21 protein-coding genes and 1 riboswitch are annotated in these 23,874 nt (G+C 40.3%); of the genes, 11 read left to right on the top strand and 10 right to left on the bottom strand.

The annotated features are described in order from the left end of the window. Nucleotides 1–152 precede the first annotated feature (152 nt). Nucleotides 153–1,976 carry a translational GTPase TypA gene (gene typA / locus H5160_RS13405; RefSeq protein ID WP_002961123.1) on the top strand — a complete coding sequence of 608 codons (1,824 nt, stop codon included), beginning with the start codon at nucleotides 153–155 and terminating at the stop codon, nucleotides 1,974–1,976. Nucleotides 1,977–2,190: 214 nt separating this feature from the next. Further along, entirely contained in the window at nucleotides 2,191–2,508 is a 318-nt protein-coding gene (locus H5160_RS13410) for a hypothetical protein (RefSeq protein ID WP_182716056.1), read from the top strand. Between the two features lie 156 nt (nucleotides 2,509–2,664). Here the strand turns inward: H5160_RS13410 and H5160_RS13415 are convergent, their stop codons facing one another. From H5160_RS13415 to H5160_RS13425, 3 genes are all read right to left on the bottom strand, one after another. Next, nucleotides 2,665–3,393, bottom strand: a complete 729-nt coding sequence (locus H5160_RS13415) for a CBM9 family sugar-binding protein (RefSeq protein WP_182733755.1) — start codon at nucleotides 3,391–3,393, stop codon at nucleotides 2,665–2,667. A 67-nt stretch (nucleotides 3,394–3,460) separates the two neighbouring features. Further along, nucleotides 3,461–4,540 (bottom strand): MBL fold metallo-hydrolase, encoded by a 1,080-nt coding sequence (locus H5160_RS13420; RefSeq protein WP_182737745.1) that lies wholly within the window; start codon nucleotides 4,538–4,540, stop codon nucleotides 3,461–3,463. A 74-nt stretch (nucleotides 4,541–4,614) separates the two neighbouring features. Continuing rightward, nucleotides 4,615–5,271, bottom strand: coding sequence for a DUF2959 domain-containing protein (locus tag H5160_RS13425; protein ID WP_182716053.1), 657 nt, complete (start codon nucleotides 5,269–5,271; stop codon nucleotides 4,615–4,617). Between the two features lie 87 nt (nucleotides 5,272–5,358). On the opposite strand from H5160_RS13425, the gene H5160_RS13430 reads away from it, so the two are divergent. Further along, the gene (locus tag H5160_RS13430) at nucleotides 5,359–6,264 is read left to right on the top strand and encodes a virulence factor BrkB family protein (protein ID WP_002961130.1); all 906 of its coding nucleotides are present in this window, start codon (nucleotides 5,359–5,361) and stop codon (nucleotides 6,262–6,264) included. Further along, the gene (dtd, locus tag H5160_RS13435) at nucleotides 6,265–6,702 is read left to right on the top strand and encodes a D-aminoacyl-tRNA deacylase (protein ID WP_024597209.1); all 438 of its coding nucleotides are present in this window, start codon (nucleotides 6,265–6,267) and stop codon (nucleotides 6,700–6,702) included. Here dtd and H5160_RS13440 read toward each other — a convergent pair. Beyond that, nucleotides 6,691–7,404, bottom strand: a complete 714-nt coding sequence (locus tag H5160_RS13440; RefSeq protein WP_024597210.1) for a spermidine synthase — start codon at nucleotides 7,402–7,404, stop codon at nucleotides 6,691–6,693. The genes dtd and H5160_RS13440 overlap by 12 nt on opposite strands. A gap of 246 nt (nucleotides 7,405–7,650) precedes the next feature. Here H5160_RS13440 and H5160_RS13445 point away from each other — a divergent pair, with 246 nt between their 5' ends. Then, a complete protein-coding gene (locus H5160_RS13445; RefSeq protein WP_002961136.1) occupies nucleotides 7,651–8,544 on the top strand; it encodes a bifunctional GNAT family N-acetyltransferase/hotdog fold thioesterase in 894 nt (297 codons plus the stop codon). 72 nt (nucleotides 8,545–8,616) lie between these two features. Here H5160_RS13445 and H5160_RS13450 read toward each other — a convergent pair whose 3' ends face one another. From H5160_RS13450 to dapA, 5 genes are all read right to left on the bottom strand, one after another. Further along, entirely contained in the window at nucleotides 8,617–9,654 is a 1,038-nt protein-coding gene (locus H5160_RS13450; RefSeq protein ID WP_024597211.1) for a phospholipase A, read from the bottom strand. A gap of 378 nt (nucleotides 9,655–10,032) precedes the next feature. Beyond that, on the bottom strand, nucleotides 10,033–11,154 hold the full coding sequence (locus H5160_RS13455; RefSeq protein WP_182737746.1) for a succinylglutamate desuccinylase/aspartoacylase family protein: 1,122 nt from the start codon (nucleotides 11,152–11,154) through the stop codon (nucleotides 10,033–10,035). Nucleotides 11,155–11,159: 5 nt separating this feature from the next. Further along, the gene (locus H5160_RS13460; RefSeq protein WP_024597213.1) at nucleotides 11,160–12,365 is read right to left on the bottom strand and encodes a PLP-dependent decarboxylase; all 1,206 of its coding nucleotides are present in this window, start codon (nucleotides 12,363–12,365) and stop codon (nucleotides 11,160–11,162) included. Continuing rightward, complete coding sequence (locus H5160_RS13465) at nucleotides 12,365–13,105, bottom strand: 2,3,4,5-tetrahydropyridine-2,6-dicarboxylate N-succinyltransferase (RefSeq protein WP_039488626.1); 741 nt, start codon at nucleotides 13,103–13,105, stop codon at nucleotides 12,365–12,367. The genes H5160_RS13460 and H5160_RS13465 overlap by 1 nt, the downstream gene beginning before the upstream one ends. Before the next feature lie 15 nt (nucleotides 13,106–13,120). Continuing rightward, complete coding sequence (dapA, locus tag H5160_RS13470) at nucleotides 13,121–14,005, bottom strand: 4-hydroxy-tetrahydrodipicolinate synthase (protein WP_002958800.1); 885 nt, start codon at nucleotides 14,003–14,005, stop codon at nucleotides 13,121–13,123. Nucleotides 14,006–14,195: 190 nt separating this feature from the next. Further along, nucleotides 14,196–14,396: riboswitch (Lysine riboswitch) on the bottom strand. 191 nt (nucleotides 14,397–14,587) lie between these two features. On the opposite strand from dapA, the gene H5160_RS13475 reads away from it, so the two are divergent. From H5160_RS13475 to H5160_RS13500, 6 genes are all read left to right on the top strand, one after another. Then, nucleotides 14,588–15,286, top strand: coding sequence for a DNA-3-methyladenine glycosylase I (locus tag H5160_RS13475; RefSeq protein WP_024597214.1), 699 nt, complete (start codon nucleotides 14,588–14,590; stop codon nucleotides 15,284–15,286). Nucleotides 15,287–15,294: 8 nt separating this feature from the next. Beyond that, nucleotides 15,295–16,704: a YdiU family protein gene (locus H5160_RS13480; protein WP_182737747.1), complete on the top strand. Its 1,410-nt coding sequence runs from the start codon at nucleotides 15,295–15,297 to the stop codon at nucleotides 16,702–16,704. A gap of 390 nt (nucleotides 16,705–17,094) precedes the next feature. After that, nucleotides 17,095–18,156, top strand: coding sequence for an OmpA family protein (locus H5160_RS13485; RefSeq protein WP_154903746.1), 1,062 nt, complete (start codon nucleotides 17,095–17,097; stop codon nucleotides 18,154–18,156). 292 nt (nucleotides 18,157–18,448) lie between these two features. Next, complete coding sequence (gene acnB / locus H5160_RS13490; RefSeq protein WP_039488618.1) at nucleotides 18,449–21,046, top strand: bifunctional aconitate hydratase 2/2-methylisocitrate dehydratase; 2,598 nt, start codon at nucleotides 18,449–18,451, stop codon at nucleotides 21,044–21,046. 200 nt (nucleotides 21,047–21,246) lie between these two features. Continuing rightward, a complete protein-coding gene (locus H5160_RS13495) occupies nucleotides 21,247–21,879 on the top strand; it encodes a 2OG-Fe dioxygenase family protein (protein WP_002958808.1) in 633 nt (210 codons plus the stop codon). 11 nt (nucleotides 21,880–21,890) lie between these two features. After that, on the top strand, nucleotides 21,891–23,126 hold the full coding sequence (locus H5160_RS13500) for a cysteine desulfurase-like protein (RefSeq protein WP_182737748.1): 1,236 nt from the start codon (nucleotides 21,891–21,893) through the stop codon (nucleotides 23,124–23,126). 20 nt (nucleotides 23,127–23,146) lie between these two features. On the opposite strand, the gene H5160_RS13505 is transcribed toward H5160_RS13500, so the two are convergent. Beyond that, nucleotides 23,147–23,851 carry a 2OG-Fe(II) oxygenase gene (locus H5160_RS13505; RefSeq protein WP_024606515.1) on the bottom strand — a complete coding sequence of 235 codons (705 nt, stop codon included), beginning with the start codon at nucleotides 23,849–23,851 and terminating at the stop codon, nucleotides 23,147–23,149. Nucleotides 23,852–23,874: the final 23 nt, after the last annotated feature.

A 23,874-nucleotide genomic window follows, 5' to 3' on the forward strand; every position in this document is an offset into this window, starting at 1 on the left:
TTGAAATTTATATTGGATAAACTTTCATCCATGTCATTAATGAGGGATAATATGCGCCCTTTTAAATCCTATGCTGGGACATCTCGCGAAAGCGTGGATGAGTGCGTAGATCTTGCAGGATCAATGAGAATTTAATTTCTCTGAGTAAATATATGAGCATCGAACAGTTAAGAAATATAGCGATTATCGCGCACGTTGACCATGGTAAAACAACACTGGTTGACAAACTACTTGAGCAATCAGGTACATTAGAAACACGCGGCGGTAACGAAGAGCGCGTGATGGACTCAAACGACATTGAGAAAGAACGTGGTATTACCATTTTGGCTAAAAACACAGCCATTTCTTGGAATGACTACCATATCAATATCGTAGATACCCCGGGACACGCCGATTTCGGTGGTGAAGTTGAACGCGTACTTTCGATGGCTGACTCAGTATTATTACTTGTTGATGCTCAAGAAGGTCCAATGCCGCAAACGCGTTTCGTTACGCAAAAAGCATTCGCGCAAGGCTTAAAGCCAATCGTCGTTATCAATAAAATTGATAAGCCAGGCGCTCGTCCAGATTGGGTTATGGATCAAATCTTTGATTTATTCGACAACCTTGGTGCGACTGACGAACAGTTAGACTTTAAAGTAATCTACGCTTCAGCAATCAACGGTTGGGCAACACTAGATTTAGACGAACCATCAGACAACATGGAACCTATGTTCAAGATGATCGTTGAAGAAGTATCACCACCGGATGCAGATCCTGAAGGTGACTTCCAAATGCAAATTTCTCAACTAGATTACAACTCTTATGTTGGTGTAGTTGGTATTGGTCGTATTAAACGTGGTTCTGTTGCTCCTAACCAACAAGTTACTATTATCAGTGCTGATGGCACTACACGTAATGGTAAAATTGGTGCAGTACAAAGCTACCTAGGTCTTGAGCGTATCGAAACTGATAGAGCTTACGCTGGTAACATCGTAACTGTAACAGGTATTGGTGAGCTTAAGATTTCTGATACAGTTTGTTTCCCAGGAAACGTTGAAGCATTACCACCACTAAGTGTTGATGAGCCAACTGTAACAATGACATTCTCTGTAAATAACTCACCTTTCTGTGGTAAAGAAGGTAAGTTTGTAACGTCACGTAATATCCGTGAGCGTTTAGACAAAGAATTAGTACACAACGTAGCACTTCGCGTTGAAGATACTGCTAGCCCAGATAGCTTCCGTGTTTCTGGTCGTGGTGAATTACACCTAGGTATCTTAATTGAAAACATGCGTCGTGAAGGTTACGAGCTTTCAGTTTCTCGTCCAGAAGTTATCTTACGTACTGTAGATGGCGTTCTAGAAGAACCGTTTGAAACAGTGACTATTGACTGTCAAGAAGAGCATCAAGGTTCTGTTATGGAACAAGTTGGCCTACGTAAAGGTGAACTTACTAACATGACTCCAGATGGCAAAGGCCGTATGCGTTTAGACTTCATGATCCCAAGCCGTGGTTTAATTGGTTTCCAAACTGATTTCATGACGCTTACTTCGGGTTCTGGTCTTATGTACCATACGTTCGATCATTATGGTCCTCATAAAGGTGGCGCTATCGGTGTTCGTAAGAACGGCGTAATGATTGCAAACGCAACTGGTAAAGCACTTACTAACGCATTATTCAACTTACAAGAGCGCGGCCGTTTATTCATCGGTCACGGTGTTGAAGTATACGAAGGTATGGTTATCGGTATTCATAACCGTGATAACGACCTTACAGTTAACGCCCTTAAAGGCAAGCAGTTAACTAACGTACGTGCATCTGGTACTGATGAAGCGCAAACGCTTTCTCCGCACCTTAACTACTCACTTGAGCAAGCGCTTGAGTTCATCGATGATGACGAGCTAGTTGAAGTTACTCCACTAAACATTCGTATCCGTAAGAAACACCTTACAGAAAACGAACGTAAACGTGCGGGTCGTGCACCTAAGTCATAATCTATTAATTTAGAATAATGATTTTAAAAGCCGCTGTATTGCAAAATACAGCGGCTTTTTTGTGAATAATAGTTAGCGAGAAAAGAGCTGTAAGCTCTCAGGTTAGAAGAACATCGCGGTTGGTTCGATACCGTTAAACAGTTTTTAATATTGAACCTAAAAAAGGTATTAAGTTATTATCAAAGCTATATTTAATATGTGCGAGTAAGCTAGTGTGAATACCGAAAATGAAATGAAGGCAAAACTAGAGATAGAACATATTGCTGAACTGCAAAAATATAAAGATGAATTTGAAACGTTAGGAAAAAATGATTGGGGCTTGAAAGATCTCATATCAATTTTTTTACCGTTTGTTTTGTTATCAATTGCTAATAGCTTCTATGATATTGAAACTGAATTATTTCAAATAATATGTTTTATTTTTCTTGCTTCAGCTATGGTGCAGGGAATGATTAGGGAGCAAACCAAAAAAACAAATCGCAGAATTGATTTGCTTCTTAAAATTATTAAACATGAGCAAAAGGGTGGCTGAAATTAGCTTTATATTAGGGCGCAGCGCTCTTTGTCTAAGCAAAAACGTGCTTGAGAATTAAATAATCGATATTGCAAAGTCTATGTTTTTGTTGGTAGGATATTTTTCGTTGGGTTTCGCTTCGCTCAACCCAACCTACTTATTGGTGTTGGGGGCTTACTTTTTAGGGAGTAGGGTTATTTTGCCAAATACGTCGGCATCTATAAAACCACGATTTCTGTCGCCATTTACCGGCTGTACTTCGTGTGAGCCCATAAAATGCTCGCGCACCTCACTGCCATCGTTATCGCAATACGCTAACATAAAGCCGATTACTTGCTTTTCGCTAAGTGTAAGTGGGGTGTTTTTAGCACCTTCTTTATAATCATTAGGGTAGATCTTTATCGCTACTTCCCAGGTGATGTTAAAAGGCGCGGTGGTATTGCGCTTCCAGTTACTAACTAGGTGGTCGGTATACAAATGGGCTTTTTTATCAGGTCCGTAATCGGCAGCTTGGTTATCAAGGCCAATATGGTACGCCAATGCGGTGTGATTAAATTGATGATTACCGCCCGATGCATCGCTATCAATAAATACTTCAAGCGCATCGTCATCCCAATATTTATAGGTTGGATCTGCGTGTGTATCTATTAGAACATCATCCACAATATCGGCTTGTAGGTATAAATAGTTTTGATCCCACAATAAACGATAACGCCCTTTAAAGTCGGCATCGTTTGATGGCAGTGTACCATCCATTAGATAAGGCATGTCGTGCCAAGCGGCTTTATCCCATACGCTTTCTGATACGCCATCAATAGTAATTGGAGTTGATGTATGTTCAACATCAATAGCCATTGATGGCGTGCTTAATAAAAAGCTTAAGGCGAGTGCTAATTTCTTCATTAATCTCTCAATTTTATTGTCGATTCGTCTTAATGTAATAACAATCTTAAAACAGCTAAGTAAATAGTTACAGTGAAATACTTTCGCCTTCGTTTAAAATATACAGCGGTACTTTTGAATCCATTTTATTGTACATATGCAATAAGCGAAGTAAGGCTGAATGACTGCTGTGGTCGCCCATTTTCCAACTTGAGTTACCGTATCCCCACGGTATCATTACTTTGCAGTTAAGCTCTTGTGCTGCGTTGAGCGCGTCTTCTGGTGTGGTGTGAACGTAACGATAAAATTTACCACTTTCTTTACTGTAGTAAGAAGCGATTGGGATTAAGCATACATCTATATCGCCATATTTTTGCTGTATGTCTTTAAAATGTTTTGAGTAGCCTGTATCGCCTGCAAAAAATAAGGTGCTACCGTTTTGTTCAAGCAGCCAGCCATTCCATAAGTCTTTATTGTTATCTTCGTAAATAAAGGGCACTAATACGCGAGCGCTAAAATGATGAGCTGGCACGGCGTTAATAACTAAGTCGTCAATGTTGGTTGTTGAGTACCACGGCATTTCGCTAATGTTAAAACCGCCGGTAGGGAAGTTGTCGGCCATCCCGAGTGGTGTTAAATAGCGAGGTTTATTGCCAATGCTTTGTATGTCGGCTTTATTAAAATGATCGTAATGAATATGCGAATACATTACCGCATCAATATTTTCGAGTTCTTGCTCACTAGGCCAAGCGCCTGCTTTACGATAAATGCCACCGCCGAGTTTAAAGCCAAGTGCGACTGGAGAATCAAACTGATTTTTTACCGGATCAAACAGCACACTTTGACCATTTGGTGTGTTAATTACAAAACTAGCGTGGCCAAGCCAGCGCACAGTATAGCCAGTGCTAAGCTGTGGTTTAGTTTGCTTGCCTTGGTACTGGCAGTTTTCGCTGCCGGTTTTACATAGTAAGTCTGGGTGAGCTGGGTAGCAGTTTTCAGTACAGGTAGTGGGATATGTTTTTTCACCTGTGTATAAATTTTTATAACGACCGTTCTTATCATTAATAACAACAACTGAGTCAGAGCTGGTAATACGATTAATATTATTAGGTGCACCGCAGGCCGTTAATATACATAAGAGCATTGCTGCGATTAAAAAGCGTTTCATTGTAAATCCCTTTTAGCATTCCCTTTAACATAAAAAAGCCTGCAATTAAGCAGGCTTGTTAAAGTAACAAATGATTAGCCAGCGCTATTCATTTGTTCAATAAATTTATTTGAATCGGCAATCGATTTGTTCATGTCGTTCATCAACAATTGAATATCGCGCTTAAGGTTAGTGAATTCACCTTTAATAGCCGATACCGCTTGTGCATTTAAGTTATGCTTTAAGTATAAAACGTTATCATGAAGCGAGGTTAATACTGGCTCCATTTTACTCTCTGCGCTGCGCATTGAGCGTAATAGCTGATCAAATTGACGCTTAGTCGCGGTTAGCTTTTTGCTGCTTTCACGCTTAAGTGATGCGCTTTTGTATTGCTCTAGCTCATCGCTCCACTCATCAAATAGCGCTTCTGCCACGTCTTCTACTTTATTGATGTTAGTTGACACTTCGTTAGCGGCATTTAAGCTCGACTCGTAATCGTCATTTAACTGATTATAAGTGTCTTGTAGTTCGCCACCATTAAAATCGATTAGAGTCGTTAAGCGCTCTAGTGCCGATTTAAATTCTTCTTGTGACTCTTGTTGCGAGTCTTTGGTTTCTTCTACGCGGTCAATAAGAATATCGCGTTTGTGAACACCCACTTTTTCCATCGCAGAATAATAAGCCGATTGGCAGCCAGTTAAAGTAAGTGCTACGACAAGCATTGAAACACTGAGTAATGTTTGTTTTTTCATTTGAATTCCTGTTTACGAGCGTTAGTGCTGTAAATTATGGCGCTGATTGTTATTATAATCAAAACTATATAAGCACAAGTCAATTGTATGAATGATAAGCTCTCACATTACAAACAGCAAGTTAAGTCCTTTATACGCCAGCAGCCTGGTTGGTGGATGCAGTATTTTAATCGGTGTATAGACGATCAAATAACGGTTAATGCAGGTTACCTTGCTTACGTAACCCTTCTTTCTTTAGTGCCATTAATTGCGGTGGGTGTTGCTATATTTTCAGCTTTTCCGGGCTTTGAATCTACTCGAATGGAAATTGAGAGCTTTTTGTTTACCAACTTTGTCCCTACCTCTACCGATGTTATTAGAGAGCACATTAGCTCCTTTGCCGGTAACGCTAATCAAATGACGGCGGTAGGTATTGGCTTTTTAGCTGCAATAGCCTTGCTGTTAATACGTAATGTAGATGCCACACTAAATCGAATTTGGCGAATTAAGAAAAAACGCCCAATGATGATCTCATTTGCTGTGTACTGGATGGTTTTGAGCTTAGGGCCTGTATTACTCGGAGCGAGTATTGGTGTTACCTCTTATATTGTATCTTTGGTATCGTTTGCTGATCAGGGTATTCCTGGGTTTAGCGGGTTTTTGTTAAAGTTATTGCCGTATGGGATTTCGATGGTGGGCTTTATTATGCTCTACACCTTAGTGCCTAATACGCGTGTATCGTTCAGAGCGGCAATACCTGGCGCTTTTTTTGCGGCACTTTTATTTGAGCTGACTAAAAAAGGGTTTGCACTTTATATTAGCCATTTTCCTTCGTACGAAGTTATTTACGGCGCAGTAGCAACCATTCCTATTTTGTTTGTATGGGTGTATTTATCGTGGGTCGTTGTTTTGCTTGGCGCTGAATTTACTGCGTGTATTAGCCCAAATGATATTCCAGAAACACCAGAACTTGAACTAGAAGATGATGAACCAGCAGTAAAGGACACAGTTTAAATGCAAGGTTTAATACAACGCGTAAAGCATGCCAAAGTAGAAATTAACAACCAAGTAGTAGGTGAAATTAGCCAAGGTATATTGTTGTTGCTGGGCGTTGAAAAACACGACGATACGCAAACGGCCGATAAGCTTTTACACAAGGTAAGTAATTATCGTATTTTTACTGACGAAAACGACAAAATGAACTTAAGCCTTAAAGATATTAAAGGTGAGTTACTGGTGGTTTCGCAATTTACGCTAGCGGCTGATACTAAAAAGGGTATGCGCCCTAGCTTTTCATCTGCGGCAACGCCAAGCCAAGCTAATGAGCTTTACGAGTACTTTGTTGCTCAAGCTAAAGAGTTGGGGCTTACAATAGCCACCGGTGAGTTTGGTGCCGATATGCAAGTAAGCTTGTGTAACGATGGGCCCGTTACGTTTAACTTATCTGTTTAAGTTTTTGGTTACCACGACAATATGATTTACATAGCCCGTAATTTTTTGCGGGCTAACATTACAACCAAATACATCGAGTAATAGCTGCTGAAGTTGCTTTAATTGCGACTCATGCTGCGATAAAAAGTTAATAAATAGAACACCGTTGTTATTTAAAGCCGAGTAAATTTTTTTATAAAATGCCTCTTCAAATAAAAATCGAGGTGCATCTATCTGGCTAAACAAATCTAAAATAATCCAATCAATATTTTGCGCACTTTTTAAAATCTGTTGCGCATCGGCGCAAAGCAGTTGCTCATTTTTATTTGACGAAAAAAATTGGGTATAGCAATCAATAATATCGGCGTTTTTTTCAACCGATGTTATTTGTGCTTTAGGGTATTTGTATTGTAAATAATTACGAATTGCTCCGCCGCCGAGGCCTAGTTCTAACACTTTTTGTGGCGGCTTAAGAGCCTGCCAATGCTTACCTAGGCATAATAAATGTGGAAAAAGTAATAAATCCGGGTTATTTAAATCAATAACAGATTGAAGAGTGTCGTTAATCAGTAACCAGCGTAACGGCTCGTGCTCACGTACTTGAATGTGATCGCCACTGCATTTATGCCAATAGATTAACTGACCAATGCTGTGGCTATTTTCAATAAATTGATCGCCCAGCAAACCCGTCAGTGAATTTATATAATTGATTTTTTCCATCATATTCTCAGCATAAACTAGCAACGTTAAAGCGCAATGGCCTTTGCCATTATTTTTTACGTTATTTTACAGCCATCACCAAAGTCGTATTTGCAGTTTTTTTAAGATGGAGTATGGTATTTGCCATAAATAATACCAACGGACTTAATTATTTAAGCTTTTTAGTTTGGTAGATAATCAATACTATTAGTATAGCGCCGTAGCCTTTTTTGACTTTTATTTACGGCTTATATAACAACAGGAGTATGTATGTTTCAGGTAAGCACCCCACAAAGTAGCGAAGATTGGCAAGCGTATTACCAATTGCGTTGGCAAGTATTACGCGCGCCTTGGGGGGAGCCTCGTGGCTCTGAACAAGACGATATGGAACAAGACTCTGAGCACCGCTTTATAAAAAATAAAGAAGGCGAAGTGCTAGGTGTAGCACGTTTGCACTTTAACAATCATGAGCAAGCACAAGTGCGCTATATGGCGGTTGCAGAGGGTAATCGTAACCAGCATATTGGTAGTCGCTTACTGCACGAGCTTGAAAAAATTGCATGGGTTCAAAACGCAGGCGAGCTTGTATTGTTTGCACGCGAACGAGCGCTTGAGTTTTATAAACGCCACGGTTACGAATTAAAAGAAAAAGCGCACTTAGCGTATGGCGATGTTCAACACTTTAAAATGGTAAAGCAAAAACCGTCTGAGCCAGGTTGGTTTCGTCACCCTAATTGGACGCAAGTACTACAAAATACGTGGCGTGAGTCTATTCCAATTAGTGACGCGATGGGTATTAAGGTAGAAAGCTATACCGATTGGCAATTTACAACCAGCGCCGACCTAGACGCTAACTTAAACCTACATAACACAATGTTTGCAGGTTCTATTTATAGCTTGGCCACGCTAACAGGTTGGGGCGCTACGTACTTAGCACTTAAAGAAGCTGGGCTTGAAGGTAATATTGTATTAGCCGATGCTAACATTAAGTACTTAAAACCGCTTACTACCGACCCACGTGGTTGTGTTGATATACAAACCTGTAAGGGCAAGTTAAGCGATTTAGAAACCGACGGTAAAGCAAGTTACGTAGTGCCAGTAACTATTTACGATGGTGATAACGTGGTTGCAGAATTTGAAGGGCAGTTTGTAGTAAAAAAATAACTGTTTAGCTGTTCAAAACACAAAAAAGCCAAGCAATGCTTGGCTTTTTTGTGCGTAAAACTTAGGGAAGTATTACAGCAAATCGGTTAATAATATACCGACACCAATACGTTCTACATCCGCATTGTAATCAATTAAGCTTTCGCCATAACCGTTAAAGTATTGTGCATAACCACGAACGCGACCCCATAAAGGAAACGACCAGTCGAGTTGAATTGCACCGCGATTATCTGAATTTAAATTGTTACGCGTCATAAAGCTAAATTCATGGTCATGAAAACGATACGCGCCGCTAAATTCAAAGTAACCCATGTATTTGTATATGTCTGGGTTGTCGTCGCCATTGGCTTCTAAAATATCTTCTTTTTCGTCCTCAGCTATGCGATACCAAGGTTTAAAGCTAAAAACAAAGCCCCTATTTTCCCAAATAAAGTCTGCATAAATACGGTTCCACGAACGTGAGTTTGGTTGGCTTCGACCATTTGACTGATGCGAGATACCTAATGCGATTGCCATTTCGTCGCCCCATAATACGTTTTCTGGGTCGAGGTAATTAATCCAAAATATCTCTGGTTCGTAGTTTGTTTCACGAAATGGAGACGAAATTTCTGAGTTATAAATCTGCCAATATGATTGCAGTGTAAAGCCAAAAAATATGGCTTGGTCTTTATCCGAAAAATCATCGTAAAGAGGCACTTTTATCGATAGCTGATATTTGGCTTCTAGATTGTCGAGCGGTTCGCCGTCGCTATCATCTGTTAGTGCATCAAAACCATCAAAAGGGCGATCGTTTGGGTGTGATACGTACGAAAGCGGTAAAATATAGTTACGCTTATGTGGCGTAATTACATTTCTATTTTTTTTACCTACTTCTTCACGGGCTTGGCGTTTATCAAGCGCGGTAAGTTGTTTATTTTCTTCAAGAGCTGAACACTTTTTACGAAGGTCGTCTAATGTCTGTTTACCATCTCCGCCAATTACCTCATTTAAAATACACTGTTTTACAAGCTCGATGTCGTTGTCTTGCTCGTTTGTAGCAACTTCTTCTTCTTGTGCGAAGGTAGCGGTACTAATTAAAGCAGAAAGAGTTATCCAGTGGCGCCAGCTCATTGTAATTCCTTGTGAGTTTGGGTTGTTGTATGCGTTAATTTAATTATAACGTCTTTTTACATATGTAACGGTGAACTTTTACTGAATTTGTATTCATAACAAGGTCCATACGTATACAAAGTAAATATAGATCAAAAGAAAAGCGGCCTAAGCCGCTTTTCTAATGCAAATTAACTACTTTAGTTAATTTATACCAATTTTGTTAAAAACATGATCATTCTAGCGTATTAAATAACTCACTAACTACGTTAAAAATTATTTATATAGAACAACTATGTACCATAATTTTAGCCTTGTTATTAAGCTATTTCCTTATCGCTATAATAGATCACTAATTTAATGCAATTGGTTTTACTCTCACGCAATGAGAAGGGTGAGCTAAAGCTCAAATATGTTAGTAAAAAACTTATAAAGCTCGGTACCTTGATTAACACTCGCTGAGGCAAAGTGCAAAATAGCAATTGCATCGCAATCAAGAGTAAGTGTTTGCAATGGTTGCTCACTTAAGTAGCGCTCCATGCGTAAAATATTGGCAATAGGCTCACCAGCTTTAATGTGCCCGCCAAGTGGGGCTAAGTATTCAACCATGCCGCCAATAGGGGCGTAATAAGCAAAGTAGTCATCTAAATTACATGCATAACGAGTCATATTGGCTGGCGTATGCGGTGCGTTTTGTAATACGCCTTTGTGATTTAAGTAACTTAAAATGCTGTTTGCATCGTTTAATGCTTCTTTTAAGTCTATTTTTTCTTGGCTGCCTAGCTCTACAGTAAATGCTTCTACAGCTATTGATAATTCGCGACCTTGTCCGCTAAGCGCATCACTTAAATGCCACCATGGGCAAAAGTTAGCTTCATCCATAGCGCCGTCAAAATCACTAGGAATAAGCAATACATGTTCAATATTAAAGTAACGTGCGCTGTCGGTTGCATAGGTTGGGCAGTACAGATGCTTGCTTGAAATAGGGCCTGTGTGTAAATCGAGTACTATATCAGCCTGATGAGCGAGCTTTTGTAAGTTAAGCGCAATGCGTTTACCCGTATTGAGTAAATAAGCAGGGCCGTTAAGTTTGCTATCTACTTCGTCAATAAGTGCCTGTTTGAAGTTACTTTTTAATGTAGCGTCGTCATACTGAGTATGATTTTGTGCAAACTGTGCCACTAAATTTTTATTGTAGTGATACATGCGATTCCAATTAGTGCCCGTAATCGGATCGAACCTGCCAAGGGTAAACTCGCCAGATTTTTGATTACAGCCAATCGGATTTGCATAAGGTACAAGGGTAATATCGCCACTAAGGTTAAGGTGTTTTAATTGCTCAAGCAGCTGAAAAATAACTGCGTTACCTTGCACTTCAGCGCCATGCATATTGGCCTGAATGTAAACACTTGGCCCTGTGCCATCACCTTTTAAACGATACACAGGAATTGTAAGTGGTAAGCCGTTTGCAACTTCCCCTACTACAATGTTCTCTTGGCTAATGTGTGTTGTATTACTCATACTTGTTACCTTAAATAATGGCTGGCATTTTCGGCTTGGCGAACACAGGTAAGTGTACCGTTTTGCAAGGTGTACTCAGCAGCTAGCTCATGGCATAAAAAATACGGCATACTTTCGGTAAAGCCGTAAGCACCGCATTGGCTAAACACTAGCCAGTCGTGCTCATTTAAATCGCTTGGTAAGTTATGTTCACCCAAGCAATCAAGCGCTGTACAAAGTGGGCCATATAAAGTGACCGCTTGAGTTTTAGCACTGGATTCACGCAGTAATGCAGCAGGAAAGTCCTGGCTGGTAACAGCAGGGCGTAATAAGTGATTTATACCGCCGCTTAAAATTACTTGTTCTTGATTGTAGTTTTGTTTGCGCTCTACTACTGGGTTTGCGTAATGACCGCATTCGCCAACGGCATAGCGACCAAGTTCCATCCATAGCTCTTCTACACCCGCATCATTTTTAATTTTAGCGAGCGCAGCAATTAAGTCATCCCAATCAAGTGTTGCTTCGTTTTGTGTATAAGGAATACCTAAACCGCCGCCTAAATCGAGAATTTTAAGGCTAATATTTAAATCGCTGGCAAGTTGGCTAAGAGGTGCAATCATTTGTGACCACAAGTCGCTTAGTTTTTGCGTGCTAAGCATGTTGCCCCACTGAAAAATATGCAAGCCGTCAAATTTAAGCGCAGGGTAGTCAGCTACATTGAGTGCTTGCCACTCATTACAACCCAAACCAAACGGCGTAAGGCTGTCGCCGCCCAGTGGGTTTTTTTCACCTTCAGGCCAGCGTAATTGTACACGCAGTAATACTTGTAACTGCGTGTTTTGTAGTTGCGCTTGTTGGTTTAACCAACGTACTTGATTGAGGCTTTCTGCTACGAATATACGCACGCCGCGCTCAATAAAGTGTTTTATTTGTTTAGGGCTTTTTGCAGGCCCTGTGTTGAGCACGCGCTGCGAGCTAATACCTTGTGCTAGTACTTGCTCAAGCTCACCTTTACTTGCTACGTCAAAATTAAAGCCAGCACTGTCTAAGCTTTGAATAATTTTAGACAGTGGGTTTGCTTTTACCGCGTACCACAGCTTTACATCGGTTTGCGCAACTAAACGCGCAAGATGCGTGTTTAGTTGATCTAAATCGTAAACAAAAAAAGGTGTATCAAGTTGTTGTGTAATAGTATTTACAGCGGTTTTGATAGGCGTGCTCAAAAAGCTCATTATCGTAAAACCTCTTCAAGCAATAACGATGCATCGCTTTTCTCGTCGCGGTATTTAACTATTAACGCACACGACATGCTTAGGCCTTGCTCGCGCGCCCATTCGTTTGACGCAGGGCGAGAGCCCGGTATTACAATCGCGTACTCTGGGATTGGCTCGCCTTTATCAAGTTGGCGCTCGTTTACGCAGTCGTATACTGGAATAGTTGCTGATAAACGCACGCCAGGGGCAAGTACTGCGCCTTTTTTAATGACTACGCCTTCAACAATAACACAGCCAGCACCAATAAATGCGTCATCTTCAACCACTACTGGGCTTGCACCAATTGGCTCAAGTACACCACCAAGCTGAACTGCAGCACTTAAATGTACGTTTTTACCTACTTGTGCACAAGAACCCACCAATGCGTGGCTATCTACCATTGTGCCTTCGTCGATATATGCGCCAATGTTTACATACGCTGGTGGCATAATAATCGTGCCTTTAGCAACATAAGCACCACGGCGAACACTTGAGCCACCTGGTACCATACGGACGCCATCATCAGTACTAAATTCTTGCGGAGCTAGGTTATGTTTATCAACAAAGCCGCCTGCAAATTCAGTATTAGTGCCATTTTTAAAGGCTTCTAAAATGCCTTGCTTTACTTCTACGTTAGCTTGCCATTGGCCGCTTTCGTTTTGTGATGCAGCGCGTACTGCGCCCGATTCTAAATTATTTAATAGTTCTAACCAGCTCATTATAAAAACCTGTATTTAATGCCAAGATAAAATGGTGTTGTTTGCAGTTGTAATGCAATCGGTTTGAGTTAACTCAAGATGTGTTAAAGGTGGACGAAGTTGCGGGCTGCTTAAGCGGCCTTGCAAATGCATCAGTACCTTTACGGGAATAGGGTTTGCGACAGCAAATAGGCTATTAATAGCGCTTGACCACTGGGCAAATAAATTAGGGTGTTGACCACTTAAACTGCGCTTAACAAACTCGTGAGTTTGTTCAGGCCATGCGTTTGCAGCTACCGACACCAAACCTTTTGCGCCAGCTTGAGCAAAATAAGGCATTAGCGCATCGTCGCCACTAAAAATAGCTAAATTAGGCGCCGCTTGGCGGTAAGCTTCAAACTGAGCAATACTGCCGCTCGCTTCTTTTAACGCCCATAAATTTTTATTGTTTTGTAAGTTTTGAATTGTTGCCGCTGGGATGCTAACAGCGCTTCGACCGGGTACGTTATAAAGCATACATGGATGAGCGCTTGCATTTAGTAGGCTTTCAAACCAATGAGTTTGACCTATAGCGCCAGGCTTTGCATAAAGCGGTGAGCCAAGTAAAAAGCTATGAATTGGGAGTGTATTACAGTAGTTAACCCACTCAATTTGTTGCTTTAAGTTACTACCGCCCACAGCTACCATGAGTGGTACTGTTGGTTTTAGCTGGCATACGTGCTCAACAATGGCTTGTTGCTCTTTTAGCGTTAGTGCTAAACCTTCGCCCGTACTGCCAAGTAGCAAAATACCGTTATGTGCCGCTTCTTGATCGCTAACCAACTTAGTTAACGTGTTGTAGTCAACATCGCCGTGTTGATCAAATGGCGTTACGAGCGCGGTCCACAGTGAGTAGTCGTTTAAATTGAAGTTGTTGATCATCTCTCACGAACTTATAATTTGTACCAATTTTATTAAAAACGTGATCATTTTAGCGATAACTAATTTAATGCAATTGGTATTATTCGAAGAGTTAAAAAGCTTTATGGAAGGAGCCGCATTAACGTCGTTCGAACTAATAATTCGAAGAGCGAATGGGCTTAAAATAATAGGGCGCACGGCCTTAATATTTAAGACCAGAAGCTCTCCACCAAACTAACAAGCTGCTTTTTATAAGCAGCTATTGGTGACAGTCGCTAGGGTTCAACCTAGTCGCCCGAAATAAACACCTCGCAAAAGTGGTTACTTCTCGGCGTTAATTCCCCTCACGTATGCTTGCTGGAGTTTGCGCTCCTAACATACGCTACCTGAATAACGCACCTCTTCTAGCCCTTTGCACCTGTTTGTAGAGTAAAACTTACAAACCTGTGCAATTTAAATAGGGTAATTACGGCGATTAAAGCATTTTAGCCGTCTAGGTGTCAAGCGACTAAATACAGATTAATTCATCGAAAAGAGGGGTGGTTACGTATTAGGTGCTTTTCTCGTACACTAGCAATATAAGTAGTGAGGTATTTAATTAGTATGGAAAAATTTAGCGATATTTATAAGCGAGCGGTAGAGCGAAAAGGCTCTGAAAAAATGCTTAAGTTATTACTTGCAAAACCGCTATCTAAAAAACAACTAAGCACGTTAAGTGACGACGATTGGCTTGAAGAATTTACTCGAAAAGTATTTCAAAGCGGCTTTTATTGGTCAGTCATAAATAATAAGTGGGCAGGCTTTAGAGAGGTTTTTTGGGATTTTAGCGTTGATAAGTTATTAATGATGCCACCAGATATGCTGGAACAAAAAGCAACGGATGAGCGCATTGTTCGTAACTATAAAAAAGTAAAAACAATTACCGAAAATGCTTACATGATCCACGAAATAGCAGGGGAACATGGCAGTTTTAGCCAGTTTATCGCTAATTGGCCGACAGACGATATTATTGGTTTGTGGGCATATTTAAAAAAGCATGGTTCGCGTTTAGGCGGAAATACAGGGCCTTATGCGCTGCGAGCACTTGGTAAAGATACATTTTTACTATCACGCGATGTAGAGAATTATTTGCGTGCCCATAAAATTATAGACGGCGGCTTACAAACTAAAAAGTCACTAAATGCAGCCCAAGCTTTTTTTAACGAAATGCAAGAGCAAAGTGGCTTAAGTATGCAAGAGTTAAGCTTAATTGTTGCTTATGGCGTAGGTGACAACCGTGTTGGTATAAGTCAGCAACAATAGGAATTACAATGAAATTAGTGCCAAGATACACAGATGTTGCAGAAAACTTCGCGATAGAAGATTTCCCTGCAAGTGTCGCCTCTCCTCAGTTATTGCTGTGGAACGAGAGTTTAGCAAAAGAGTTTAATATTAACGTTGCGGCTGATTTACGTGCCAGCACTTTTAGCGGTAACGAAAAACAGGCGATTCCTGCAGTAGCACTTGGTTACTCTGGGCACCAATTTGGACATTTTTCACCACGCTTAGGCGATGGACGAGCGCACTTACTGGGCGCTATTAGTGATGATGAAAACCAGTTATGGGATATTCAATTAAAAGGCTCTGGTGCTACTCCTTACTCAAGAGGTGGGGATGGACGTTGTGCTCTTGGTCCTGCTATTCGTGAATACGTAATGAGCGAAGCAATGCATGCACTGGGAGTTAAAACCACACGCTGCTTAGCGGTTGTTGGTAGTGGTGAAACGGTTTATCGTAATCCGCCACAAGCAGGGGCTATCGTTACGCGTGTAGCAACGAGTCATATTCGTGTTGGCTCGTTTCAATATTTAGCGACGCAAGGCGATGTTGAAGGGCTTAAAAATTTAGCCGATTTAGCTATAGAGCGACACTACCCAGAAATAACCGATACAGGTTCGCAGCGATACTTAGCATTTTTAGGCGCTGTGATTAAAAACCAAGTTAAGCTAGTTGTGAGCTGGATGCGTGTTGGCTTTATTCACGGAGTAATGAATACAGATAATACGCTAGTTAGCGGAGAGACTATTGATTACGGCCCGTGTGCCATGATGAATAGCTTTGATTTTGATACCGTATTTAGCTCTATAGACAAACAAGGCCGCTATGCATTCGGTAATCAACCTAATATAGCTAACTGGAACTGCGCACGCTTAGCTGAGAGTTTAATACCGCTTATTAGCGATGATGACGAGCAAGCTGTTTCATTAATGACGCCATTTATTAATATTTTTGCTGAGCAGTTTAATACTGAGTTTACGGCTATGTGGGCACAAAAACTGGGTTTAAATGAATCTAGCGATAGTAGTGGCGAGTTAATAGCAGAGTTGTTAACGCTATTAAAAGATAATCAGCTCGACTACACCAATACCTTTGATGCGCTTACTGAATCCTTAAAAGGAGAAAAAAGCGTACCTGAGTCGCTAATTGAATGGAGAGCTAAGTGGGTAAGTTTAACTGACGATAATAGTTATGAAGTAATGAGAGCTGCAAATCCTCGTGTAATACCGCGTAATCATGTGATCGAAGAAATAATTGCACAATATAACGCTACAGGGTCTAGTGAGTTGCTACATCGCTTTATAAAAATAGCCGGCAATCCATATTCTAGCAGTGAAGAGTTATCAGAGTTTTGCTCTCCACCGACGAATGATAATGACTACCAGACTTTTTGTGGTACTTAATACTTAACTTTAAATATAACCACATGATTAAAAAGAGTCATTTTTTAATCAAACATGCGCATATACCTAGGGGAATGCTAATTCTGGTGGTATTATGCGCACAATTAAAACCAAGCAATATTTCTTTGCATTTATAAGTGCATTTAATTTAATTGCTCTTACATTCCTTGCTAAGTACTAATTTACAAAAAACTACTATATTTATTTTTCAATAAAGTTTTAATTTCGCCTATAGTAAGTGGATGTGTGTTGCGACAAGGCATAGAAAAAAGTAATAAACTTTATTTTTCGTTAAGTATTGATTAACAAAGGCTCAGTTAGTCTATATGAAACTGATTGAGCTAGTATCGATTAGCTACAATTTAAAATTGTTCAAATGGGAAGAAAACAATGAAATTAAAATCACTTACAATTGCAATCGCGTTGGCTGCAACTAGCGCATCTACATTCGCTGCTGATAAAGAAGAAGGTTTCTACATTGGCGCATTTGGCGACTACTATGACGCATCTTGGAAAAACATGCGTGACCAAGCCGGTCTTGACGTAAACGAATCAACTGGCTGGGGTGTTGAAGCTGGTTACCGTTTCAGTGATTACTGGAGCGCACGTCTTGAATATGCAGACATGGATTTTAATGCTTTTGATAAAGTTGCTGGCAACCGTAACAATATTGATGGCGAGCGTTACGGTATTGATGCTCTTTACCATTTAGACGGCGGTCCTTTCTATGGTCTTTTCGGTATTAAAGAAATTGACGTAGTTGATGACAACACATTCTTAAATGCAGGTGTTGGTTACCAACATTTCATTACAGATGGCTTATTTGTAAATGCCGAAACAGCTGTATACCAAGGTCTTGACCGTGGTTACACAGATGTTGGTGCTAAAATTGGTATTAACTACTTATTTGGCCAAAACTCTGCTCCTGTAGAGCCAGTAAAACCAGCTCCAGAGCCTAAAGTAGTTGAAGTAGCTGTAGCTCCTGTAGACAGCGATAACGATAACATTCCTGATGCAGATGATAAGTGTGCTAACACACCTATGACTGATGCTGTAGATGGTACTGGTTGTACTTTATATGAAGATAAAGAAGTAACAGTAAGCTTATTAGTGACTTTCCCTAACAATGCTTCTGCAGTATCTACTCAATACTTAAATGATATTGAAAAAGTATCTGCATTTTTAAAAGAGTACCCAGATACAACAGTACTATTAGAAGGTCACACTTCTGCTGTAGGTAAAGCAACTTACAACAAATGGTTATCTAAAAAACGTGCTGATGCTGTAGCTAAGCAACTTGTTGCTGATGGTATTGCTGAAGACCGTATTACTACAGTTGGTTTAGGTGAAGAGCGTCTTAAAAATGATGCAAACACTAAAGCTGCAAACGCAGAAAACCGTCGTGTAGAAGCGCATATCAAAACTATCAAAAACGTTAAAGTTTTACGTTAATTAAATAGTTTGTAATAAAAACCCAGCCAAGTGCTGGGTTTTTTTATGCCTGTAATAAATTAATATTAGTTAATGGTAATGATTCTTACTTAATAAGTATTCATGAAAATAGTTTTTACTACAACCACTATTCATAGTATTTATAATCGGTATAATCAGTTGCGCAACTGGATGGATTTTCATCTATCCATAAAAGCTTTATAATTACGCGTTAGAATACTATAAGTATTGGGTAACTTATTTGCGTCCAAAGCGCTACCGGATACTTTCACGTCACCAAGAGGGCAATATTGTGCTACAAGAATATCGTAAACACGTAGAAGAACGTGCCGCGTTAGGTATCGTACCAGCGCCATTAGATGCTCAGCAAACTGCTGATCTTATTGAATTAATAAAAAACCCACCTGCAGGTGAAGAAGAATTCATTTTAGATTTGTTCATTCAGCGTATACCAGCTGGTGTTGATGATGCTGCTTATATTAAAGCGGGATTTTTAGCAGCTGTAGCTAAAGGTGAAGCTAATTCTCCACTTGTTTCTAAAGAAAAAGCGGCAGAATTATTAGGTACAATGCTGGGCGGTTACAATATCGCGCCAATGATTGACCTACTTGATGACGAAACACTTGCACCAATCGTAGTTAAAGGCCTTTCAAATACATTACTTATGTTTGATGCGTTCTACGATGTTGAAGAAAAAGCAAAAGCGGGTAATACATTCGCTAAGCAAATTATTGAGTCTTGGGCAAATGCAGAATGGTTTACTAATAAGCCAGCTGTTGCTGAAAAGATCTCAGTTACTGTATTTAAAGTAACTGGCGAGACAAATACTGATGACTTATCACCAGCACCAGATGCATGGTCTCGTCCAGATATCCCACTTCATGCTTTAGCAATGCTAAAAATTGAACGTGATGGAATTACACCAGACAAGCCAGGCGAAGTAGGTCCAATCTCTCAGCTTGAAGAATTAAAAACTAAAGGCTTACCACTTGCATATGTAGGTGACGTTGTTGGTACTGGTTCTTCTCGTAAGTCTGCAACTAACTCTGTACTTTGGTTCATGGGCGATGATATCCCATTCGTACCAAACAAGCGTGTTGGCGGTGTATGTCTAGGTAATAAAATTGCTCCAATCTTCTTCAATACAATGGAAGATTCAGGTGCATTACCAATCGAATTAAATGTTGATGAGCTTAACATGGGTGAGCAAATCGATATTTACCCGTACGAAGGTGTTGTTAAGAGCCACGGTACTGACAAAGTAATCTCAACTTTTGAACTTAAATCTGATGTAATTTTAGATGAAGTTCGTGCTGGTGGTCGTATACCACTTATCATTGGTCGTGGTTTAACTGATAAAGCACGTACATCACTTGGCCTAGGTCCAACTGATGTATTTAAAGTACCAACAGTGACAGAAGTGTCTGAAAAAGGCTTCACACTAGCGCAAAAAATGGTTGGTAAAGCGTGTAACGTTCCAGGTATTCGCCCAGGCCAATACTGTGAACCTAAAATGACAACTGTTGGCTCGCAAGATACAACAGGTCCTATGACACGTGACGAACTTAAAGACTTAGCATGTTTAGGTTTTTCTGCAGATTTAACAATGCAGTCTTTCTGTCATACGTCGGCTTACCCTAAACCAATCGATGTAAACACTCACCATACGCTTCCTGATTTCATCATGAACCGTGGCGGTGTGTCACTTCGCCCAGGTGATGGTGTAATTCACTCATGGTTAAACCGTATGTTATTACCAGATACTGTAGGTACTGGTGGTGATTCACATACACGTTTCCCATTAGGTATTTCATTCCCAGCAGGTTCGGGTGCAGTAGCATTCGCAGCAGCTACAGGTGTTATGCCTCTTGATATGCCTGAGTCAATTTTGGTTCGCTTTAAAGGTGAAATGCAACCAGGTATCACTTTACGTGACCTTGTACATGCAATCCCTTACTTCGGTATTAAAGAAGGTTTATTAACAGTTGAGAAAAAAGGTAAAATTAACGAATTCTCTGGTCGTGTACTAGAAATTGAAGGCGTTGAACACCTAACTGTTGAGCAAGCGTTCGAACTATCAGATGCATCTGCAGAGCGTTCTGCAGCAGGTTGTGCGGTTAAACTTTCTAAAGAGTCTATCGCAGAATACCTAGAATCAAACATTGTTATGCTTAAATGGATGATCTCTGAAGGTTACGGCGATGTACGTACTATTGAGCGTCGTATTACTGCAATGCAAGATTGGTTAGCTAACCCAGAACTAATGGAAGCTGACGCTGATGCAGAGTACAAACATGTACTTGAAATCGATTTAGCAGATATTAAAGAGCCAATCCTTTGTGCTCCAAATGACCCAGATGATGCACGTTTATTATCTGATGTTACTGGCGAGAAAATCGACGAAGTATTCATCGGTTCTTGTATGACTAACATCGGTCACTTCCGCGCAGCAGGTAAGTTACTAGATGGCTTTAAAGGTCGTATCCCAACTCAGCTTTGGGTTGCCCCGCCAACTAAGATGGATAAAGATCAGCTTACAGACGAAGGTTACTACGGTATCTTTGGTCGTGTAGGTGCACGTATCGAAACTCCAGGTTGTTCACTATGTATGGGTAACCAAGCACGTGTTGCAGACAAAGCAACGGTTGTGTCTACCTCTACACGTAACTTCCCTAACCGTTTAGGTAATGGCGCGAACGTATTCTTAGCTTCAGCAGAACTTGCTGCAGTAGCGGCTATTTTAGGTAAACTACCTACTCCAGCTGAGTACCAAGAATACGCAGCGAAGATTAATGCAACGGCTGCAGATACTTACCGTTACTTAAACTTCCACCGTATGCCTGCTTACACTAAAAAAGCAGACAACGTGATTATTCAACAAGCTGTATAACTTTTAGAGTTTGTTTAAAAACCCGCTTCGGCGGGTTTTTTATTGGCTAAAAAAAATATTAGATAGTTCATGCTTCTTTTTTTATATTATTGTATTAACTCTAGTCTTAAATTGCTTTTAAAGTAATTAATCGCGCAAAAATTCCTATCAAAATGCATTAAAATCCTTATCAATATTCTCATTATTTTAGGCGAGATTTTATGACAGCATTAAACAACCAGAATTTATTGCAACTACGTTTTGTTAACCAAGCAAATATTGATTTGGTTAAACCTTCTTTTGATAACCTTCCTGCAAACCTTTATGCAGATGGTGCCTTTCGTAAACGTCGTTATTCAGTAGTAAAAATGCAAAATGGTGAAATAAAGCTACAGCAAGCCAAAGCATTTGTTCAAGATGATTCAATTAATACTTTTCAAGGCAATGTAGAGCGTACTTACGAAAATTTAGAGCAAAGTTTACTTGAGTCAGAGGGCATGAAAAGCATTGTAAATGAGTTTCGCCAACTTACCGGTATTGATGAGCAGCGTGATATTGAAATTCATCAGTTCCGCATGCTTGCCATTGATAGCGATACACCTGCAGCGCCAGAAGGCGTGCATCAAGATGGTTTTGACCATGTATGTATATGCGGTGTTTCTCACGAGAACTTAGAAGGTGGCGAACTGCTTGTATACGAAAACAAGCAAGCTGAGCCTTGTTTTAAAATGGAAATAAAAGACGGCATGTTTGCATTAATAAACGACCGTCAAGTGTGGCATAACGCAACACCTATGAACAAAATTGATGCTAGCAAACCAGGTTACCTGGATTGTTTTGTATTAACGTCTTAAGGAAGTTAGGCATGAACATAACGCAATTACGTGAGCAGTTTCCAGCATTAATGCAGAACGTTGATGGTAAATCGCCAATATTTTTAGACGGACCAGGTGGCTCGCAGGTACCAACATCGGTGCTTACTGCGATGACAGCTTATTTAGGTCATTATAATTCGAACTTAGGTGGCGCGTTTTTTTCAAGTGATAAAACGGTTGAGTTGATGGCGAATGCGCGCCAAGCCGCCGCTGACTTACTTAATGCACCTAGCTCACAACAAATTGTGTTTGGTCCAAACATGACCAGCCTTACGTTTAGTTTTAGCCGTGCAATTTCACGCGACTGGGAGGCTGGCGATGAAATAGTTGTAACCAATGCCGATCACTTCTCGAATGTATCGTCGTGGCAACAAGCTGCAGAAGATAAAGACGTTAAAGTTAATACGGCTTTAATTAACGAAGCTGATTGCAGCTTAGATATGGCGCAATTTGAAAGCTTATTAAACAGCAACACTAAGCTTGTAGCGGTCACTTACGCTTCAAATACCACAGGTTCAATTAATAATATTAAACGTATTGTTGAGCTTGCTCACGCTGTAGGTGCACTTGTTTATGTTGATGCCGTACATTATGCACCGCACGAACTTGTTGACGTGCAAGCACTTGATTGCGACTTCTTAGCGTGCTCTGCGTATAAGTTTTTTGGCCCGCATTTAGGTATGGTTTACGGTAAAAAAGAACATTTAGACGGGTTTACGCCTTACAAGGTTGAGCCAGCTAAAGACGTAGCACCAGGTCGCTGGGAAACCGGCACGCAAAGTTTTGAAGCAATGGCTGGTTTTATCGCAGCTGTTGATTACATTGCGGCGATTAGCGAACTTGACGATAGCCATTCACGCCGCGAAAAGTTAAGCGTTGCTTTTGCTAAAACTAAGCAGCACGAAATGGCGCTTAGTGAACACTTTTTAACGCGCTTAGTTAATTATCCACGTATTAAGTTATTTGGTATTGATGATTTTGATCGCCTTAATGAGCGTACACCTACTTTTGCTTTAATTTTTGAAGGGCTTGAGCCACGCGCCGTTTCAGAATTTCTAGGTAAGCAGCATATTTGCGTGTGGGATGGTAATTTTTACGCGCAAGGTTTGTGCAAGCAATTAGATGTGCTTGATAAAGGCGGTGTAGTGCGCATTGGTTGTATGCACTACAACACCATTGAAGAGCTAGATCAGTTGTTTAATTTATTTGATGAACTGCTCGGTTAAATAATACTGATTTTGGTGCGCTAACTCTTAGGCGCACCATATATTTGTTCTGCACGGTTAAACAGTACCCACGAGGTTAAAATATACTTATCGTTTGATACTGGCTTATTGCCTCTATGAGTATGTGTAAAGTAGCCAGGTGCTATTACCATAGTGCCTTTTTTAGGGGCGATTTTACGGTTTTGATAATAAAACTCTGTTTCACCACCTTCTTCTACATCGTTTAAGTAAAACATAAATAACAACACGCGATGCAAAGCTTCATTGTGCTGCAGCTGCGGATAAACCTCACTGTGCCAGTAAGGGTAGCCACCTTTGTTTACTTCGTATTTTTGCGCTTGAATGTTACCGAGTCTAAAAATTTGCTGAACTAAAACGGGTAACTGCGGTTTACCCACTTCTTCAAAATTCTCTTGGGTTAAATCGACTACTTCGCCTGTTTTTGGATGATAAACCTTTAAGCCAAATGCCCCAATCATCATAAAAATATGCTCTTCAACATACTTAAAAACATGCTGTGCAGTCGTTTGTTGTATATGTTTTAATTGTTGTGCATATTCGGGGTGATTATTTAAGTGTAGGTCGTGGCTGTCTTTTTTCTTTAAGTCGACACCGCCCGATGTTACCCCTTGTCTTACATGCGGGCTTTGCGCGAATGTGGAAATAAATTCATCGCAAAACTCATCGCTTAATGCGTTATTAATAACGCGTATAAAGTCCGTCATGGTTTACCTTTATATAATTATTA

It is taken from the genome of Pseudoalteromonas sp. SG43-4, from assembly GCF_014164325.1.
In the GTDB taxonomy this organism is placed as follows: domain Bacteria; phylum Pseudomonadota; class Gammaproteobacteria; order Enterobacterales; family Alteromonadaceae; genus Pseudoalteromonas; species Pseudoalteromonas distincta.

Excerpts from the sequence above, each read along its gene's own strand:
- H5160_RS13495 (WP_002958808.1), top strand. The coding sequence starts at position 21,247 with ATGACAGCATTAAACAACCAGAATTTATTGCAACTACGTTTTGTTAAC.
- H5160_RS13415 (WP_182733755.1), bottom strand. The coding sequence starts at position 3,393 with ATGAAGAAATTAGCACTCGCCTTAAGCTTTTTATTAAGCACGCCATCA.
- dapA (WP_002958800.1), bottom strand. The coding sequence starts at position 14,005 with ATGATCAACAACTTCAATTTAAACGACTACTCACTGTGGACCGCGCTC.
- H5160_RS13475 (WP_024597214.1), top strand. The coding sequence starts at position 14,588 with ATGGAAAAATTTAGCGATATTTATAAGCGAGCGGTAGAGCGAAAAGGC.
- H5160_RS13420 (WP_182737745.1), bottom strand. The coding sequence starts at position 4,540 with ATGAAACGCTTTTTAATCGCAGCAATGCTCTTATGTATATTAACGGCC.
- typA (WP_002961123.1), top strand. The coding sequence starts at position 153 with ATGAGCATCGAACAGTTAAGAAATATAGCGATTATCGCGCACGTTGAC.
- H5160_RS13450 (WP_024597211.1), bottom strand. The coding sequence starts at position 9,654 with ATGAGCTGGCGCCACTGGATAACTCTTTCTGCTTTAATTAGTACCGCT.
- H5160_RS13460 (WP_024597213.1), bottom strand. The coding sequence starts at position 12,365 with ATGAGCTTTTTGAGCACGCCTATCAAAACCGCTGTAAATACTATTACA.
- H5160_RS13440 (WP_024597210.1), bottom strand. The coding sequence starts at position 7,404 with ATGATGGAAAAAATCAATTATATAAATTCACTGACGGGTTTGCTGGGC.
- H5160_RS13505 (WP_024606515.1), bottom strand. The coding sequence starts at position 23,851 with ATGACGGACTTTATACGCGTTATTAATAACGCATTAAGCGATGAGTTT.
- H5160_RS13430 (WP_002961130.1), top strand. The coding sequence starts at position 5,359 with ATGAATGATAAGCTCTCACATTACAAACAGCAAGTTAAGTCCTTTATA.
- H5160_RS13480 (WP_182737747.1), top strand. The coding sequence starts at position 15,295 with ATGAAATTAGTGCCAAGATACACAGATGTTGCAGAAAACTTCGCGATA.
- H5160_RS13425 (WP_182716053.1), bottom strand. The coding sequence starts at position 5,271 with ATGAAAAAACAAACATTACTCAGTGTTTCAATGCTTGTCGTAGCACTT.
- H5160_RS13485 (WP_154903746.1), top strand. The coding sequence starts at position 17,095 with ATGAAATTAAAATCACTTACAATTGCAATCGCGTTGGCTGCAACTAGC.
- H5160_RS13445 (WP_002961136.1), top strand. The coding sequence starts at position 7,651 with ATGTTTCAGGTAAGCACCCCACAAAGTAGCGAAGATTGGCAAGCGTAT.
- H5160_RS13465 (WP_039488626.1), bottom strand. The coding sequence starts at position 13,105 with ATGAGCTGGTTAGAACTATTAAATAATTTAGAATCGGGCGCAGTACGC.
- dtd (WP_024597209.1), top strand. The coding sequence starts at position 6,265 with ATGCAAGGTTTAATACAACGCGTAAAGCATGCCAAAGTAGAAATTAAC.
- H5160_RS13455 (WP_182737746.1), bottom strand. The coding sequence starts at position 11,154 with ATGAGTAATACAACACACATTAGCCAAGAGAACATTGTAGTAGGGGAA.
- H5160_RS13500 (WP_182737748.1), top strand. The coding sequence starts at position 21,891 with ATGAACATAACGCAATTACGTGAGCAGTTTCCAGCATTAATGCAGAAC.